This window comes from Arthrobacter sp. LT660, from assembly GCF_056172845.1.
The window spans coordinates 3,044,466-3,061,262 of the sequence record NZ_CM149651.1 but is presented as its reverse complement, the minus strand read 5'-3'; the positions used below and the strand labels follow the sequence as shown (position 1 = coordinate 3,061,262).

Annotated in this window: 12 protein-coding genes; 8 read left to right on the top strand and 4 right to left on the bottom strand. The window is 68.9% G+C overall.

Going from position 1 to position 16,797, the window contains the following annotated elements; genetic code table 11:
- Positions 1-7 precede the first annotated feature (7 nt).
- A complete protein-coding gene (locus AC0QSG_RS14245) occupies positions 8-943 on the top strand; it encodes an amidohydrolase family protein (RefSeq protein ID WP_475375889.1) in 936 nt (311 codons plus the stop codon).
- A gap of 9 nt (positions 944-952) precedes the next feature.
- The gene (locus AC0QSG_RS14240; protein WP_475375888.1) at positions 953-2,947 is read left to right on the top strand and encodes an acetoacetate--CoA ligase; all 1,995 of its coding nucleotides are present in this window, start codon (positions 953-955) and stop codon (positions 2,945-2,947) included.
- 425 nt (positions 2,948-3,372) lie between these two features.
- Here AC0QSG_RS14240 and AC0QSG_RS14235 read toward each other — a convergent pair whose 3' ends face one another.
- The gene (locus AC0QSG_RS14235; RefSeq protein WP_475375887.1) at positions 3,373-4,137 is read right to left on the bottom strand and encodes an IclR family transcriptional regulator; all 765 of its coding nucleotides are present in this window, start codon (positions 4,135-4,137) and stop codon (positions 3,373-3,375) included.
- Positions 4,138-4,201: 64 nt separating this feature from the next.
- Here AC0QSG_RS14235 and AC0QSG_RS14230 point away from each other — a divergent pair, with 64 nt between their 5' ends.
- A complete protein-coding gene (locus tag AC0QSG_RS14230; protein ID WP_475375886.1) occupies positions 4,202-4,987 on the top strand; it encodes an IclR family transcriptional regulator in 786 nt (261 codons plus the stop codon).
- Between the two features lie 106 nt (positions 4,988-5,093).
- Positions 5,094-7,004: an FAD-binding monooxygenase gene (locus tag AC0QSG_RS14225; protein ID WP_475375885.1), complete on the top strand. Its 1,911-nt coding sequence runs from the start codon at positions 5,094-5,096 to the stop codon at positions 7,002-7,004.
- Here AC0QSG_RS14225 and AC0QSG_RS14220 read toward each other — a convergent pair.
- From AC0QSG_RS14220 to AC0QSG_RS14210, 3 genes are all read right to left on the bottom strand, one after another.
- Positions 7,001-8,728, bottom strand: coding sequence for an ABC transporter permease (locus AC0QSG_RS14220; RefSeq protein WP_475377321.1), 1,728 nt, complete (start codon positions 8,726-8,728; stop codon positions 7,001-7,003). The genes AC0QSG_RS14225 and AC0QSG_RS14220 overlap by 4 nt on opposite strands.
- 44 nt (positions 8,729-8,772) lie before the next feature.
- A complete protein-coding gene (locus AC0QSG_RS14215; RefSeq protein ID WP_435728633.1) occupies positions 8,773-9,810 on the bottom strand; it encodes an ABC transporter ATP-binding protein in 1,038 nt (345 codons plus the stop codon).
- 94 nt (positions 9,811-9,904) lie between these two features.
- Positions 9,905-10,951: an extracellular solute-binding protein gene (locus AC0QSG_RS14210; protein WP_475375884.1), complete on the bottom strand. Its 1,047-nt coding sequence runs from the start codon at positions 10,949-10,951 to the stop codon at positions 9,905-9,907.
- Positions 10,952-11,277: 326 nt separating this feature from the next.
- On the opposite strand from AC0QSG_RS14210, the gene AC0QSG_RS14205 reads away from it, so the two are divergent.
- The 4 genes from AC0QSG_RS14205 (at position 11,278) to fdhA (ending at position 16,690) form a co-directional block, all read left to right on the top strand.
- Positions 11,278-13,032: a glycerol-3-phosphate dehydrogenase/oxidase gene (locus tag AC0QSG_RS14205; protein WP_475375883.1), complete on the top strand. Its 1,755-nt coding sequence runs from the start codon at positions 11,278-11,280 to the stop codon at positions 13,030-13,032.
- A gap of 69 nt (positions 13,033-13,101) precedes the next feature.
- Entirely contained in the window at positions 13,102-13,836 is a 735-nt protein-coding gene (locus AC0QSG_RS14200; protein ID WP_435728630.1) for an MIP/aquaporin family protein, read from the top strand.
- Positions 13,837-13,882: 46 nt separating this feature from the next.
- Positions 13,883-15,400, top strand: coding sequence for a glycerol kinase GlpK (glpK, locus tag AC0QSG_RS14195; RefSeq protein ID WP_435728629.1), 1,518 nt, complete (start codon positions 13,883-13,885; stop codon positions 15,398-15,400).
- Positions 15,401-15,469: 69 nt separating this feature from the next.
- A complete protein-coding gene (gene fdhA / locus AC0QSG_RS14190; protein WP_435728628.1) occupies positions 15,470-16,690 on the top strand; it encodes a formaldehyde dehydrogenase, glutathione-independent in 1,221 nt (406 codons plus the stop codon).
- Positions 16,691-16,797: the final 107 nt, after the last annotated feature.

Genomic DNA, 16,797 nt, shown 5'->3' with positions numbered 1-16,797 from the left:
GACCACGATGAGCCCCATCAACCTCGACACCCTGACCGCCATCGACGTGCACGTGCACATCGAATCGGACGACCACGGCCACACGGACATGCCGGACGAGTTCCGCGAGGCCGCCCAGAAGCACTTCGGCGCCTCACACGATCCGCTGGGCATCGACGCCGTCGCCGCGCACTACCGCGAACGCAACATGGCCGCCGTCGTGTTCTCCGTGGACCACGAGGCCACCACGGGACACCCGCCGATAGACAACCGGTACATCGCCGAACGGGCCGCGCGCCACCCCGACGTGCTGATCCCGTTCGCCAGCATCGATCCCGCCCGCGGCAAGGCGGCGCTTGAGGAGGCACGGATCCTCGTCGAGGACCACGGGGTCAGGGGCTTCAAGTTCCATCCGAACCTGCAGTCCTTCTTCCCCCACGACGCCGCCGCGTACCCGCTATACGAGCGGATCCAGGAACTCGGCGTCCCGGCCCTGTTCCACACCGGCCAGAGCGGCATCGGCGCCGGCATGCCCGGCTCCGGGGGCATCCGCCTGAAGTACTCGAACCCGCTTGCCCTGGACGACGTCGCCGTCGACTTCCCGGAGCTGCGCATCATCATGGCGCACCCCTCCTTCCCCTGGCAGGACGAGGCGCTGGCCGTCGCGGCCCGGCACAACCACGTGTATATCGACCTCTCCGGCTGGTCCCCCAAGTACTTCCCGGCCAACCTGGTCCAGTACGCCAACACGCTGCTGCAGGACAAGGTCCTCTTCGGATCCGACTTCCCGCTGCTCCCGCCGGACCGCTGGATCGCCGACTTCGCGAAGCTCGAGATCAAGGACGCTGTCCGCGCCAAGATCATGAAGGGCAACGCGGCCCGGCTCCTCGGCCTCCATATTCCGGCCGCCGCCGCGTCTCCCGCGTCCCCCGCCGCAGACCAGCGTCCCACCGCCAAGAACTAAGGAACCGAGATGATCAACATCAAACCGGGTTCGCTGTTGCGGCCCGCCCCCGCGCCGCAGCACTGGTCGGACTCCTCCATGGGGCGCTTCCTCCAGGGGATCGAACGCAAGACCGGCCGTACTTTCGGGGACTACGAGGCCGCGTGGGAGTGGTCGGTCGAAAACCTCGAGGACTTTTGGGCCGAGGTCTGGGACCACTTCGGGATCATCACGCACGCGCCGTACACCTCCGTCCTGGAGGAGCGCACGATGCCCGGCGCGAAGTGGTTCCCCGGCGCGCGGATCAACTTCACCGAGCACGTCCTGCGCAGCCTGCGCGCCCGCCCCGACGCCGTCATGGTCAAGTCCCGCAGCCAGACCAACGGCAGCGAGGACTGGACCGGGGCCCGCCTGACCGAGGAGATCGAACGCATCCAGCAGGGACTGATCCGGCACGGCATCAAGCCGGGCGACCGGGTGGCCGGCTACCTGCCCAACATCCCGCAGACCGTGGCTGCCTACTTCGCCACCGTCGGCCTCGGCGCCATCTGGTGTTGCGTCCCGCCGGAGATGGGAGCCAAGGCGGCCGTGGACCGGATCGGCCAACTCGAGCCCAGCCTGATCATCGCGATCGACGGCTACCGCTGGGGCAAGCGCGACATCCACAAACTGGACGACGTCGCGAAGATCCGCGCCGAGCTTCCGGGGATGGCCGCCGTCGTGCTGCCGTATCTGGACGCCGACGTCGACGTCGAGGCCGCGGCCCCCGGCGCCGAGGCGTACGCCGCGTTCACCGCCGACTGCGCCGACGCCGTGATCGAGCCGGTGCCGTTCGACCACCCGCTGACGGTCCTGTTCTCCTCCGGCACCACCGGCCGGCCGAAGGCGATCGTCCACGGACACGGCGGCCTGCTGCTGGAGCACTACAAGGCCATGGGCCTGCACTTCGACATGGACGAGGCGGACACCGCGTTCTGGTTCTCCACCACCGGTTGGATGGTGTGGACGCTCGGGATGTCCTCGTTGTTGGTGGGGGCCGCCGTCGTGCTGGAGGACGGGGACCCGAACTGGCCGACGCTCGACGGCGCATGGTCCCAGTGGGCCGTCCTCGCCGAGACCGAGTCCACCTACCTGGGCACCGGCTCCGCCTACCTCGCCGCGTGCGCGCACGCCGGGCTGACGCCGGGCGAGACGTGGGACCTGAGCCGGCTGCGCGAGATCCAGTGCTCGGGCTCCCCGCTCGCCGCGGACGTGTCCGGGTGGGTCTACAACGCTGTCGGCGACGTGATGCTGGCGCCGACTTCCGGCGGAACGGACATCTGCGCGGCCTTCCTGGGCGGTAGCCCGCTAAGCGCCGTATACGCCGGGGAGATGTCCTGCCGCCCGCTCGGCGTCGCCGTCGAGTCCTGGGACCAGGACGGCCAGCCCGTCATCGGTGAGCCCGGCGAGTTGGTGGCCACACTGCCGATGCCGTCCATGCCGGTGTTCTTTTGGGGCGACCCCGACGGCGAGCGCTACCGCTCCAGCTACTTCGACGTGTTCGACGGCGTCTGGCGCCACGGCGACTGGCTGGTCCGCACCGAGCGCGACAGCTGGGTCATCACGGGGCGTTCGGACGCGACGCTCAACCGCGGCGGCGTGCGCCTGGGCACGTCCGAGTTCTACGCGCTGTTGGAGGGGCACCCCGGCGTGGCCGACTGCATCGTGCTGCACTTCGAGCAGGGCGGGGCAATGGGCCGGCTGATCCTGCTCGTGGAGGCGGCGCCCGGGACGGACACGGTGGAGCTCGAGCGCTCCATCCGCGCCTCCCTACGCACGGAACTGTCCCCGCGGCACGTACCGGACCACGTGTTGTTCGTGCGCAGCATCCCGCGCACGCGCACCGGAAAGCGATTGGAGATCCCGCTCAAGCGGCTGGTCCAGGGCGGCACGTCCGGCGGCGCGCTGGACACCGGCGTGCTGGTCAAGCCGGAGGACCTCGACGACACCGTCCGCAGCGTCAGCGAGATCCTCTCCCGGGACTGACGGGCGCAGTCCCGGGGCGACCCGATCCTCCCGCGACTAGCCCGCGGGTTCGTGGAACCGTGCCGGAGTCCGCCGGGAGCCTGGAGCGGCTCGTCGCGTTCGCCGGGCGTGTCCCCGCCGAAAAAACACCACACCAGAGAGGAACCGCCATGGTCGAAGTCACCACCAGCACCGTGATTAACCGCCCCGTCGGCGAGATGGCGGCGTTCGCCGTCGTACGAGGTCACGGAGTACGTGCCGGGGAACTGTCGGGCATGGCGACCGCGGAGGGGCCATTCCCGATGCGGACCACCTACCGGTTCTCCGCGGAGGCGGATGATCCACGCGCATGGAACTGCTGGAGCGGCCGGCGGCGGCACCCGCGTAGGGCCAGCGAACACCGAGCCCGCGTAGGGCGGCGCGTGCCGTAGCCCGCCTTCGTCCGGTCACCGGGCGGCGGCGAGGAGTTCGCTGGAGATCGCCGTGGCGGCCCGGCGGAGCGCCTCGACGTGTTCGGGCATCGCCGAGCGGTCGAACCGGACGCTGGGCGTCGCGGTGGTCAACGCCGCGATGGGCCGTCCGTCGCGGTCGTTGACGCTGACGCCCAAGCCCACCACCCCCTGTTCGGTTTCCTCGAAGTTGGTGCCGAACTCGGCGCGGCGCACCTTGGTCATGCTGCGTTTCAGGGACGCGATGTTGGCGATCCGGCCGGTCGGCCACGACGGCATGCCGGACCGGTAGAGGTCCTCCAGCTCGGTGTTGGTCAGGCGCGCCAGCATGGCCTTGCCGCCGGCCGAGACGAAGGCCGGCATCGTGTCCCCGACGCGCATCCCCACGCGCAGCGTCCGCCCGGATTCGATCCCGTCCACGAACTGGATGTTCCCGCCGCGCAGGACCATCAACTGGACGGTCTCGCCCACCTTGCCCTGCAGCTCCTGCAGCGCCGCGTGCGCGTGCTGGCGGATGAGCTGGGTGGAAAAAGTCTCCGCGGTCCGCTCTGATAGCGCGGGCCCCAACCGGTACTGGCGGTCGTGGTCCTGGGCCGCGAAACCGCGGAACGCCAGGGCGGTCAGCAGCCGGTGTGCGGTCGAGGGCGCCACCCCGAGCAGTTCGGCCGCCGCCTTCACCGACAACGGCCCCGCGTCGCGCATCCGAAGGATCAGTGTCAGGGCGCGGTCCACCGATTCGACGGGCGACGACTTATTCTCCATGGTGGAATCCTGCCACACGCCCATTCCGCGGGTTTTCGTCGCGTCTCCCCCGTATGATTCTGGTGTGCAGAAGACCGCCATCGTCAAACGCCCCCAGTACGCCGTCGAGTCAGTAGACAGCGCGCTGCGGCTGGTCGTCTTGCTGCAAGAGCGGGACTGGGTGCGGATCGGCGAGGCCGCGCGCGAACTCGGCGTCGCGCCCTCCACGGCGCACCGCCTCATGGCCACCCTCGTCTACCGCGGCTTCGCGCTCCAGGACGAGCAGCGCCGCTACTGCGCCGGCCCACGCCTGCGCCCCGACGCGGCTCAGGCCGCGACGCACGGGATCGTCGCGTTGGCCCGCCCCCATCTGGAGGCGCTGGCGCGGTCCGTGCGCGAGACCGTCAACCTGGTCGAGCGCGTCGGCGTCACCGCGCGTTTCCTCTCCAGCGCCGAGGGTCCGCAACTGCTCCGCATCGGCGACCGGACCGGCACCGTCCTTCCCGCGCACACGTCCTCCGGCGGCAAGGCGGCCCTCGCGTCGCTCCCCGAGGCCGCCGTCGTCCACCTCTACACCGGCCGCGCCGCCCGGCGCTCCGGCAACCGCCTCGCGCCCGCGGAACTCGAAGCGCTCCAGCGCGAGCTCGCCACCATCCGCGCGCGCGGCTACGCCGTCAACCTCGGACGGACGGAGGCCGACATCGCGGCCGTGGGCGCCGTCGTCGGCCGAACGCCGCGCGGCTCCACGTTGGCGCTGTCCGTCGGCGCGCCGCTCTCCCGCGCCGCGGACATCCAAGCGGACGACGCCGTCGCGCACCTCCTTGCCACCTGCGCGGCCGTTCTCGCGGACCTCCAGCCCGAAACACCCTGACCGCGCGCCCGTCAAGAATTCTGTGGTGCAGAATCTATTGGCATGCGCGTGATCCGCCTCACTAGGGTTTCCTTCAGCGATCACCCCCAAACCACCGAGGAGAACCATGCAGTTCTACCTAGACGGCTACCGTCCCGGCGACCCCGAAGATGCCCCGGCGGAGCCCGGACGGCGTGACCGCTCCGGCGGCGCGCTTCCCCGGGAGGTCGACGTCCTCGTCGTCGGCACCGGGCCGGCCGGCGTCGTCCTCGCGGGCCAGCTGGCGGCGTTCCCGGGGATCTCCACGATGGTGATCGAGCGCCGCGAGGGACCGCTCGCGAAGGGCCAGGCCGACGGCGTCGCCTGCCGCACCGTCGAGATGTTCAACACGTTCGGCCTCGCCGAGAAGCTCGTCCGCGAGGCCTACTGGGTCAACGAGACGGCGTTCTGGGGCCCGGAGGGCGACGGGATCGTGCGCACCGGACGGATCCAGGACGTCGCCGACGGCCTCTCCGAATACCCGCACGTGATCGTGAACCAGGCGCGGATGCAGGACTACCTCCTGGAGCACATGCGCCGCTCCCCCAGCCGGCTGGAACCGGACTACGGACTGCAGCTCGAGCGCCTCGAGGTCGCGGACTCCGGCGACCACCCGGTCACGGCAACGCTGCGCCGGGTCGCGGACGACACCGAGGTCACCGTCCGCGCGAAGTACGCCGTGGGGTGCGACGGCGCCCGCAGCGCCGTGCGCACCTCGCTCGGCATCGAGCTGCGCGGGGACGCGCGCAACCACGCGTGGGGCGTGATGGACGTCCTCGCCGTCACGGACTTCCCGGACATCCGGCTGAAATCCGCCATCCAGTCGGCCTCCGGCGGTTCCATCCTGATCATCCCGCGGGAGGGCGGCTACCTGGTCCGGCTGTACGTGGACCTCGGAGACCTCGACCCGGGCGACCGCGAGGCGCGGAACCGCTTCACGCAGGACTCGATCATCGAGGCCGCCCAGCGGATCCTCCACCCGTACACGCTGGAGGTCAAGGACACCGCGTGGTGGTCCGTCTACGAGGTCGGCCAGCGCGTCGCGGACCGGTTCGACGACGTCCTGCCCGCCGAGCGTGGCACGCGGTCCCCGCGGGTGTTCATCGCCGGCGACGCCTGCCACACGCACTCCGCGAAGGCCGGCCAGGGCATGAACGTGTCCATGCAGGACGGGTTCAACCTCGGTTGGAAACTTGCGGCCGTGTTGGAGGGCCGCAGCCCGGCGACCCTGCTGGACACCTACTCCGAGGAGAGGCAGGTCATTGCCCAGGAGCTCATCGATTTCGACACCCGCTGGTCTTCCGCGATGGCCGCGAAGCCGAAGGACCCGGGGAACCCTGACGCCGGCGGAATGGACGCCGCCGAACGCCAGCGGATCTTCACCGAGGGCGGCCGGTTCACCGCGGGCTTCGGCACCGACTACGCCCCGTCCATGATCACCGGACGGGGCACCCACGAGCACCTGGCGTCCGGCTTCCCGGTCGGCGAGCGCTTCCACTCCGCCCCGGTAATCCGGCTGGCCGACGCCAAGCCGCTGGGCCTGGGACACGTCGCCCAGGCGGACGGCCGCTGGCGCATCTACGTGTTCGGGGACGCGGCGGCCCCCTCCGAGAATTCCGGCTTCGCCGGCCTCGTCCGCTTCCTGTCCGACGGCGTTGCCTCGCCGGTGCGGCGCCACACGCCCGCCGGGGCCGATCCGGATGCGGTTTTCGACGTGCGCGCGGTGCTGCAGCAGGGTCACCGCGAGCTCTCGGTCGCGGACGTGCCGGAGTTCCTGCTGCCGCGCAAGGGCCCGTTCGGCCTGGTCGACTACGAGAAGGTGTTCACCCCGGACCCGACGTCCGAGGACATCTTCGACGCCCGCGGGATCGACCGCGCGCGGGGCGCCGTCGTCGTCGTCCGCCCGGACCAGTACGTGGCGAACGTGCTGCCGCTGGACGCGCACGGGGAGCTGGCGGAGTTCTTCGCCGGCATCCTGCTGGACGCGCCACGGGCCTAATCGCCAGCGGGTGGCTCCCCCGCGGGGGCTAACGCCGGACCGACGTCAGCGCGTGCGGCCATCCGGCGCCGACGCGGTCCCCGGCCCGCGCGGCCGTAGACGAGGTACATGGTCAATCCCATGACGATCATGAGCAGCACCGTGTACACAAACGTGTTGGCGATGGCGTCGACGCCGGAGCCGCCATCGGTGTTCGCCTTGATCTGCAGTCCCAGCGGCTGATACAGCGGGTGGGCCAGGAAGACGGCGGTGTCGTAGTCATCGAGCAGGCTGTTGAAGTTCAGGGCGGCGATGGCCGCTGCGGCGGGCAGCACCGCGGGCAGCAGGATGCGCCGGAAGGTGTAGAGGCTGCCCGCCCCCATGATGGCGGCCGCGTCCTCCATGGATTCGTTGACGGAAGCGAACGCGGCCTTGAGCATCCGCAGCGTGAACGGGATCTTCACGATGACGAAGGCCACCAGGAGGATCAACACGGTCCCGCTGAGGACGGCGCCCCCGAGCAGCGGGTTCGGCCTGTCGTAGGTGATGAGCAGCCCCAGCGCGATCATGGCCGCCGGAAGGATCCACGGAATGTGCAGCAGGTATTCGAAGGTCCCCGTCACCCACCCCCGGTACTTCTGCAGGATGCGCGTGACGAACAGCAGGCTGCCCACGGCGATCAGTGCCGCCATCGCGCTGTAGACAATGCTGACGATGAACGGCCGCAGCGCCTCGTCCTGCGTCAGGACACGCGCGTAGTTCTCCAGGGTGAACCGCTCCGCCGAGAGCACGCCCGTGCTGATGGCCGCGCTGTCCATGAACGAATACAGCACCACCAACAGCAGCGGCAGGAGATAGACGGCGAAGAGCAGGTAGGCCGCCGCGTGGACCGCGATGTTCGCGCCCCGGTGTTCGATCCGTTGTTTCTGCAGGGGGGCCGCGACCTTGGCCACCGAGTAGTAGGTCCCGCCCCGTTCCAGCCGCGTCATGACGGCCAGCATGGCGATGGTGGCCACGCCGAGGATGAGGGCGAGCAGTGCCGCGATGTCCCGGGACGTGGACGAGTTGGCGAAGGTCAGGATCATCGGCGTGATGGTCTCGAAGTCCCGTCCGCCCAGGACCTGGGGTGCGCTGAGCGCGCCCAGCCCGGTCAGGAAGGAGAGGATGGTGACGGCGAAGAGCGTCGGCTTCAACGTCGGAAGCACCACGCGGCGCAGGATGGTCCACGGAGTCGCACCCATGTTCCGGGCCGCCTCCACGGTCTGGAAATCCACGTTCTTGATGGCTGCGCCCAGGAACAGCATGTGGTTGGTGGTGGTCGCGAAGGTCATCACGACCAGGACGGCGAAGAACCCCTCGAACCAATTCCGGTCCATGCCCGGGAACGATGCGGCCAGGAGTTTGGTGACGATCCCGTCCGCACCGTAGATGAACTTGTACCCCGCCGCGAGGACGATGCCGCCGTAGATGAACGTGGTGGCATAGCCGAGCCACAGAACCCTCGAACCGGCGATCCGGAAGTACTGCGTCACCAAGACCACGAAGATGCCGACGGCGTTGACGCTCACGGACAGGACGACGGCCAACAGGAAGCTGTTGCCCAGGGAAGTCATGGCGCGCTCCGAGGACAGGAGCTTTTCGACGGCGCGTCCGGAGAACCTGCCGTCCGGGAAGAACGTCTCGGTCAGCAGGCTGATGTTTGGCCAGACCAGGAACGCCGCCGTGAACCACAGCAGGATCCCCATGGTCACCAGGACCGACGGCGAGCGCAGCAGCTTTCCTCCGCCACTCACGCAGCGTGTCCAAACTGCAGGACGTGCGCCGGATTGATCCTCACCCGGACGGATTCGCCCACTTGCGGACTCGCATGCCCGCTTTCCCTGAAGATGACCTTGATGTCCGCGTCGTGGCTGCGCACCGTGTAGCGGCTGTGGAGGCCGTGGTAGTTCCGCGCGGTGATGCGGCCGTCGACGGCGACGCTCCCGTCGTCGTGCGCCGCCCCGCCTGCCGGCGATTCGAATGCCGCCTTCTCCACGCGCAGGTACGACAGCCGCCGGGGGTTCAGTGCCGTCCCGGACGATCCGTTCAGTTGGTGGATCAGTTGCGGGGTGAGCGTTGAGCTGTCGCCGATGAAGTTGCAGACGAACTCGGTCGAGGACGCATCGTAGATTTCCTGGGGCGTACCGATCTGTTCCACACGGCCCTTGTTGAACACGGCGATGCGGTCGCTCATGGTCAGCGCTTCGTCCTGGTCGTGGGTGACGTAGACGGTGGTGATGCCGAATTCCGACTGCAACGCCTTGAGCTCACCGCGCAATTGGTGCCGCAGCTGGGCATCGAGGTTGGACAGCGGCTCGTCGAGCAGCAGAATCTTGGGCTTGAGCACCAGGGCGCGGGCGATGGCGACGCGCTGTTGCTGGCCCCCGGAGAGGTCGGAAACCTTCTTGCCGAGCTGCTCCTCGGAGAGGTCCACGCGCCGGGCCATGTCCGCCACCAGCTCGTTCCGCTCGTCGGCCGCGGTTCGGCGGACCTTGAGGCCGAAGGCGATGTTCTCCCAGACCGACATGGAGGGGAACAGCGCGTAGTTCTGGAAGACCATGCCCACCTGCCGCTTGTCGCTGGGCAGGCGGGTGACCTTCCGGCCGTCCACGTAGACGTCGCCGCGCGCTGGATCGACGAAGCCCGCCAGTGTCCTGAGCGCGGTCGTCTTGCCGCAGCCGGAGGGGCCGAGGAGGGTGAAGAACTCGCCAGGGTCGACCTGGAGGTTGAGGTCCTCGACGGCCGTGAAGGAGTCGAAGGTGACCTGGATGTTCTCGAATCGAATCATGGGGTGTCTCCGGGCGGTGTTGGAAGAGGCGGATTGCGGTGCGGCGGACGGGGGCGGACGGCGCGATGCCGTTCACCCCCGCGCCGGGTCGGTCCTACTGCATGTATTCGAGTTCGATCTTCTCGATCCAGGACCCCAGGTTCTCCTGGACGAACGTCCAGTCGATGTCCTGGCGCTCGAACTGGGCGTTGAACTCCACGATCTCCGGCTTCGCTTCCTCGAGCGCCGCCTCGTTCACCGGCAGCGAGTCGAATTCCTGGGCCCATTGGCCCTGCACCTCTGCGCTCCCGAACCAGTCCACGAACTTCTTGGCCTGCTCCTGCTTGTCGGAACCCGCGATGATGCCGACCTGTTCGATCGCATACGGAACCCCGATCTCCGGGGCCACCGAGCCCGATTCCACCTCGTACGCCTCCTCGCGCCCGGGGATGGACGACGACGGCATCTGTCCCAGGTCGACCTCGCCGTCCGCGAAGCGGGCAAACAGGTCCAGGTCCTTGACCTGCGGAACGCCGTTCTGGAAATACTGCTCGATCTGCAGCCATCCCTCGTCGCTGACGCCGAGATCGCCGTTCGGGTCCTGGTATCGGGACAGGATGCCGGCCATGACGAGTTGCGTGGTCGCTCCCCCCATGCCGGTGACCCGCTCGTAGCGGGTCTTGAACTCGTCCTTCGTCCAGAGGTCCGGCCAGTCCGTCGGGGCCTCCTCCGGGGAGATGGCCGCGGTGTTGTAGGACAGGACGATCGCCTGCTCCACGAGCGGCCAGTACGCCTTCTCGTCTCCCGGGTCGCCGAGGCTTTCGTCGACGTCCCCGGACCATGCGGGCGTGTAGGGCTCCAGCACCTCCTCCGTCTTGAGTTGCTCGAAGTACACGTTGTTGAGTCCGTAGACGACGTCGGCAACCGGGTTGTTCTTCTCGGCGATGAGCTTGTTCGTGGCGTCCGCGCCCCCCGCGCCGACAATCTGGATGTCGAAGCCGGCCTCCTCGGCGGCCTTCTCCAACCACTCCCCGCGGCCCTCGGAATTGGAGTTCGTGGAGACGACCAGCGTGCCGCCGGCCTCCTCCCCGGCCGCCGCGCCGGCCCCGTCGCCGCCGGACTGGCCGCAGCCGGCCAAGAGCAGGGCGGCCGAAACCGCCATCGTCAGAAAGCCTGTTTTTTTCAGCAAGGCACAACTCCCTCTCGTGGTCTTTCCCGACGGCTCGCGCCATTGTGGCGAGGCGAACAGCCGCATGCGCCGGATGGATGAGCAGCGCACCGGTCAACGATGCCGCCGCGACACCAACGCGATGCGTCTTGGGCATTAACTGCGGACAGACGCCGGTCCACGCTTGGACGCGACACCTGCGCACGCCCTCGGCAAGCATGCATTCCTCCCCCCTTACGCCCGGGAAGACTTTGTGCAAGGGTGGAGTCCAATGTGACGTTGAGCACAGTGTTTCTGCGTAAACCGGAAGGACGCCATCGATGCCCGCCCCCTCCTCACGACTGACGCCCGAGGCCCGCGGCGAAGCGCTGGAGGCGATGCGGGCCTCGTCCCCGGCCAACCCGCTCGACATCCTCGTCGTAGGCGGCGGGGTGACCGGCGCGGGGACCGCGCTCGACGCCGTCACCCGCGGCCTGAGCACTGGCGTTGTCGAGGCCCAGGACTGGGCCGCCGGCACCTCCAGCCGCTCCAGCAAACTGGTCCATGGCGGCCTGCGCTACCTGCAGATGCTGGACTTCCATCTGGTCCACGAGGCGCTCACCGAACGCGACCAGCTCATCAACCGTCTGGCGCCGCACCTGGTCCGCCCCGTCTCCTTCCTCTATCCCCTGGAGCACCGCGTCTGGGAGCGCGCGTACGTCGGCGCCGGCGTCGCCCTCTACGACACCCTCGCGACCCTCGCCCCGGGCAAGCGCGCACTCCCCTTCCACCGCCACCTCACGCGCGGCGGCATGGAACGGCTGTTCCCCGACCTCAGGCACGACGCCGCCGTCGGCGCCATCCGCTACTGGGACGCATCGGTCGACGACGCCCGGCTGGTCTCCACGCTCATCCGCACCGCGGCCTCGCACGGCGCCCACGCCGCCAGCCGCACGCAGGTCGTCGAAATGACAAGGAACGACGCCGGCAGGATCGACGGCGCTGTGTTGCAGGACCTCGAACGGGGAGACTCGTTCCACGTCCACGCGCGCAACACCATCAACGCCACCGGCGTCTGGACGGAGGAGACGGAGGCACTCGCGGGCGGCACCGGCGGGCTGCGGGTGCTTGCGTCCAAGGGCATCCACATCGTGGTCCCGCGCGGGCGCATCCGCGGCGAGGCCGGACTGATCCTGCAGACGGAGAAGAGCGTCTTGTTCGTCATCCCATGGTCGCGGTACTGGCTGATCGGCACCACGGACACCCCCTGGGAGCAGGAGCTCCAGCACCCGGTCGCGACGTCCGCGGACATCGACTACGTCCTGGAGCACGCCAACGCCGTGTTGGCCAAGCCGCTCACCCGGGAGGACATCATCGGCACGTGGGCGGGCCTGCGACCGCTCCTGCAACCGGGCACCAAGGAGGGGACGTCCTCCGCGAAGGTCTCCCGCGAGCACACCACGGCCTCGCCGGTCCCCGGATTGACGGTCACGGCGGGCGGGAAGCTGACCACCTACCGCGTAATGGCCCAGGACGCCGTGGACTTCGCCCTGGGCGAGGAGGCCGCGGCCAACCCCTCCGTCACCAGCAACGTTCCGCTGGTCGGCGCCGTGAACCTGGACGTTCAACGCAACTTCAGTCGCCGGTACGCGAAGGAGCACGGCTGGTCCGCGCCGATGGTCGACCACCTCCTGCACCGCTACGGCTCGCTCATCACGGACATCGTGGGGCTCTGCGAACAGGACGCCTCGCTTGCCAGGCCGTTGGAGCACGCGCCGGCCTACTTGCGCGCCGAAATCCACTACGCGGCCAGCCACGAGGGCGCGCTCCACCTCGAGGACACGATGCTCCACCGCACGCGCCTGAACTACGAGGTCGCGGACCGCGGGTTGGCCGCCCTGGAGGAGATCGCCGGCATCCTGGCCGGCGTGCTGGGCTGGGACGAGGCGACTCGTCTCGGCGAGGTCGCGTCCTACACCGCGCGCGCCGAGGCAGAGGCCGCGGCCGAACGGGAGCCCGACGACGCCGCGGCCGAGTCCGTGCGCCTCGACGCCACCGACGTCGCGCCGCTCGCGTCACTGGGCAAGGACACCTAATACGCAGGATCCCGCGGCAACCGCGCCACGGGCTGGGACGGACAACGAAGTCCGCGAGAGAGGGAGACAATGGAAGTCACCTTATGGCAAATCTTTCTATCCGAGGTGATGGGGACGGGACTCCTGATCCTGCTCGGCGCGGGCGTCGTCGCCAACGTCGTCCTACCCCTGAACAAGGGATTCAACGGGGGCTGGATCGTCATAGCGTTCGGCTGGGGACTCGGCGTCTTCGCCGGCGTCTTCGGCGCCTGGAGGTCTGGGGCGCACCTGAATCCGGCCGTCACGGTCGGGATCATCGCCAACGGCCAGGAGAACTTCGCCGAGGGCGTCCCGGTGAACCTCGTGAACACCCTGGTGTACTTCAGCGGTGAGCTGGTCGGGGCCATGGTCGGCGCCGCGCTGGCCTACCTCGCCTATAAGAAGCACTTCGACGAGGACGCCGATCCGGCCACGAAGCTCGCGGTCTTCTCCACCGGCCCCGCCATCCGCTCCTACGGCTGGAACCTCGTCACCGAGATCCTGGGGACGTTTGTGCTGGTGTTCGTCATCCTCCAGTTCGCCAACTCGCCGCACGAGCTCGGCCCCCTGGCCGTGGCGATGCTCGTCGTCGGCATCGGCCTGAGCCTGGGCGGCCCCACCGGCTACGCCATCAACCCCGCCCGCGACCTCGGCCCGCGCATCGTCCACGCACTCCTGCCCATCAAGGGCAAGGGCACCAGCGACTGGGGCTATTCGTGGGTCCCCGTCGTCGGGCCGCTGATCGGCGGCGTCCTCGGTGGCCTGCTGGCCGCCGGCGTCGCCTGATGCCCGCCCCCACCCGCACCCGCACAGCAAGCGAAAAGGAAGCGCCATGAGCACCAAGTACGTCCTCGCGATCGATCAGGGCACCACCAGCTCCCGGGCCATCGTCTTCACGCACGAGGGAACCATCCACTCGGTCGGACAGCTGGAGCACGACCAGATCTTCCCGCGCGCCGGGTGGGTGGAGCACAACCCGGAGCAGATCTGGAACAACGTCCGCGAGGCGGTGGGCCTCGCCCTGACCCGCGGCAACATCCCGCACACCGACCTCGCGGCGGTCGGCATCACCAACCAACGCGAGACCACCGTGGTGTGGGACAAGACCACGGGCAAGCCGGTCTACAACGCGATCGTCTGGCAGGACACGCGCACCCAGAAGATCGTCGAGGAGCTCGGCGGGGACGAGGGGCCGGAGAAGTACAAGTCCCGGGTCGGCCTGCCGCTGGCCACCTACTTCTCGGGGCCGAAGATCACGTGGATCCTGGACAACGTGGAGGGCGCCCGCGAGGCGGCCGAGCGCGGGGACCTGCTCTTCGGCAACACGGACACGTGGGTCCTCTGGAACATGACCGGCGGCACCGACGGCGGCGTGCACGTCACCGACGTCACCAACGCGTCCCGCACCATGTTGATGAACATCGACTCCCTGACGTGGAATGAGGACATCGCCGCGGACATGCGCATCCCCCTCTCGATGCTCCCGGAGATCAAATCGTCCTCGGAGGTGTACGGCCACGGCCGCAAGCGCGGCATGGTCCCGGACGTGCCGATCGCCGGCATCCTCGGCGACCAGCAGGCGGCCACGTTCGGCCAGGCGTGCTTCGAGAAGGGCACGGCGAAGAACACCTACGGGACGGGCAACTTCATGCTGCTCAACACCGGCACCGAGCCGGTGGCCAGCAAGAACGGCCTGCTCACCACGGTCTGCTACAAGATCGGGGACGCCCCGCAGGTGTACGCGTTGGAGGGGGCGATCGCCGTCACCGGCTCCCTGGTGCAGTGGCTGCGGGACAACCTGGGATTGTTCGAGGAGTCCCAGGACATCGAGTACTACGCCAACAAGGTGGAGGACAACGGCGGCGCGTACTTCGTGCCGGCGTTCTCCGGTCTTTTCGCGCCGCACTGGCGCGCCGACGCGCGCGGCGCGCTGGTCGGGCTGACGCGCTTCGTCAACAAGAACCACATCGCCCGCGCCGCGCTGGAGGCCACCGCGTTCCAGACCAAGGAGGTGCTCGACGCCATGAACGCCGACTCCGGCGTCGACCTCACCGAACTGCGGGTCGACGGCGGAATGGTCGCCAACGAGCTGCTCATGCAGTTCCAGGCGGACCTGCTCGACGTCGATGTCGTGCGGCCGGAGGTCGCGGAGACGACGGCGCTCGGCGCCGCCTACGCGGCGGGCATCGCCGTCGGCTTCTGGGACGGCGAGGCGGACGTCGTGGCGAACTGGCGCGAAGGCAACCGCTGGAGCCCCGTGATGGAATCCAACGAGCGGGAGCGGCAGTACCGCCTGTGGAAGAAGGCCGTCACCAAGACCCTGGACTGGGTCGACGACGACGTCAAATAGCCGCGGTACGCACTGCGGACCGGGAAACACACCAATACACAACCCACAACAAGAGAAGGATGAAATCCCATGGCAGGAAACAGAGCAGTTGCCTACAAGGGGCCGGGCAAGGTCGAGGTCATCGACACCCCCTACCCGACCTTCGAACTGCAGGACGGGCCGGGGGTGAATCCGGCGAACATCGGGCGCAAGGTTTCCCACGGGGTCATCCTGAAGACCGTCACCACCAACATCTGCGGGTCCGACCAGCACATGGTGCGCGGACGCACCACGGCCCCGGTGGACCTGGTCCTGGGCCATGAGATCACCGGCGAGGTGATCGAGGTGGGGCCCGACGTCGAATTCATCAAGGTCGGCGACATCTGCTCCGTCCCCTTCAACATCTCCTGCGGACGGTGCCGGAACTGCAAGGAGCGCAAGACCGGGATCTGCCTGAACGTGAACCCGGACCGCCCGGGCAGCGCGTACGGCTACGTGGACATGGGCGGCTGGGTCGGCGGCCAGTCGGAGTACGTGCTGGTTCCCTATGCGGACTGGAACCTGCTGAAGTTCCCGGACCGGGACCAGGCGCTGGAGAAGATCATGGACCTGACCATGCTCTCCGACATCCTTCCCACCGGGTTCCACGGGGCCACCACCGCCGGCGTGACCGTGGGATCCACCGTCTACGTCGCAGGCGCGGGGCCCGTGGGCCTCGCCGCCGCGGCCAGCGCGCAACTGCTGGGCGCCGCCGTCGTCATCGTCGGCGACATGAACGACGAGCGGCTGGCGCAGGCGCGGTCGTTCGGCTGCGAGACCATCAACGTCGGCGCCGGCGATCCCGCGGACCAGATCGAACAGCTCCTGGGCGTGCCGGAGGTCGACTGCGGCGTCGACGCGGTGGGCTTCGAGGCCCGCGGCCACGGGCACGGCAAGGAGGCGGAGGAGGCGCCCGCGACCGTGTTGAACTCCCTGATGTCCATCACGGCGGCCGGCGGCGCGCTCGGTATCCCGGGGCTCTATGTCACCGGGGACCCGGGAGCGGCCACGGAGGAGGCCAAGGTCGGCTCGCTGTCCATCTCGCTGGGCACGGGCTGGGCGAAGTCGCTGTCCTTCACCACCGGGCAATGCCCGGTCATGAAGTACAACCGCCAGCTGATGATGGCGATCCTGCACGACCGGATCCAGATCGCCAAGGCGGTCAACGCGAAGGCGATCGGCCTGGACGACGCCCCGCGGGGCTACGCCGAGTTCGACGCCGGGGCCGCCACCAAGTACGTGCTCAACCCGAACGGTTACGTGAAGAACTAGGGGAAGGCAGCACGCGGGCCCCTGCCCGCGGATCCGTCCGGAGAACGACCTCGTTGTCGGTACCGGCGGTCCGCGGGTGGGGGCCCTGCGGTGGGTGGAAGGGTAGC

What these genes read in the sequence shown, in the direction of transcription:
- AC0QSG_RS14245 (WP_475375889.1), top strand. Translation starts at nt 8, where the DNA reads ATGAGCCCCATCAACCTCGACACCCTGACCGCCATCGACGTGCACGTG.
- AC0QSG_RS14240 (WP_475375888.1), top strand. Translation starts at nt 953, where the DNA reads ATGATCAACATCAAACCGGGTTCGCTGTTGCGGCCCGCCCCCGCGCCG.
- AC0QSG_RS14235 (WP_475375887.1), bottom strand. Translation starts at nt 4,137, where the DNA reads ATGGAGAATAAGTCGTCGCCCGTCGAATCGGTGGACCGCGCCCTGACA.
- AC0QSG_RS14225 (WP_475375885.1), top strand. Translation starts at nt 5,094, where the DNA reads ATGCAGTTCTACCTAGACGGCTACCGTCCCGGCGACCCCGAAGATGCC.
- AC0QSG_RS14220 (WP_475377321.1), bottom strand. Translation starts at nt 8,728, where the DNA reads ATGGGGATCCTGCTGTGGTTCACGGCGGCGTTCCTGGTCTGGCCAAAC.
- AC0QSG_RS14215 (WP_435728633.1), bottom strand. Translation starts at nt 9,810, where the DNA reads ATGATTCGATTCGAGAACATCCAGGTCACCTTCGACTCCTTCACGGCC.
- AC0QSG_RS14210 (WP_475375884.1), bottom strand. Translation starts at nt 10,951, where the DNA reads ATGGCGGTTTCGGCCGCCCTGCTCTTGGCCGGCTGCGGCCAGTCCGGC.
- AC0QSG_RS14205 (WP_475375883.1), top strand. Translation starts at nt 11,278, where the DNA reads ATGCCCGCCCCCTCCTCACGACTGACGCCCGAGGCCCGCGGCGAAGCG.
- AC0QSG_RS14200 (WP_435728630.1), top strand. Translation starts at nt 13,102, where the DNA reads ATGGAAGTCACCTTATGGCAAATCTTTCTATCCGAGGTGATGGGGACG.
- glpK (WP_435728629.1), top strand. Translation starts at nt 13,883, where the DNA reads ATGAGCACCAAGTACGTCCTCGCGATCGATCAGGGCACCACCAGCTCC.
- fdhA (WP_435728628.1), top strand. Translation starts at nt 15,470, where the DNA reads ATGGCAGGAAACAGAGCAGTTGCCTACAAGGGGCCGGGCAAGGTCGAG.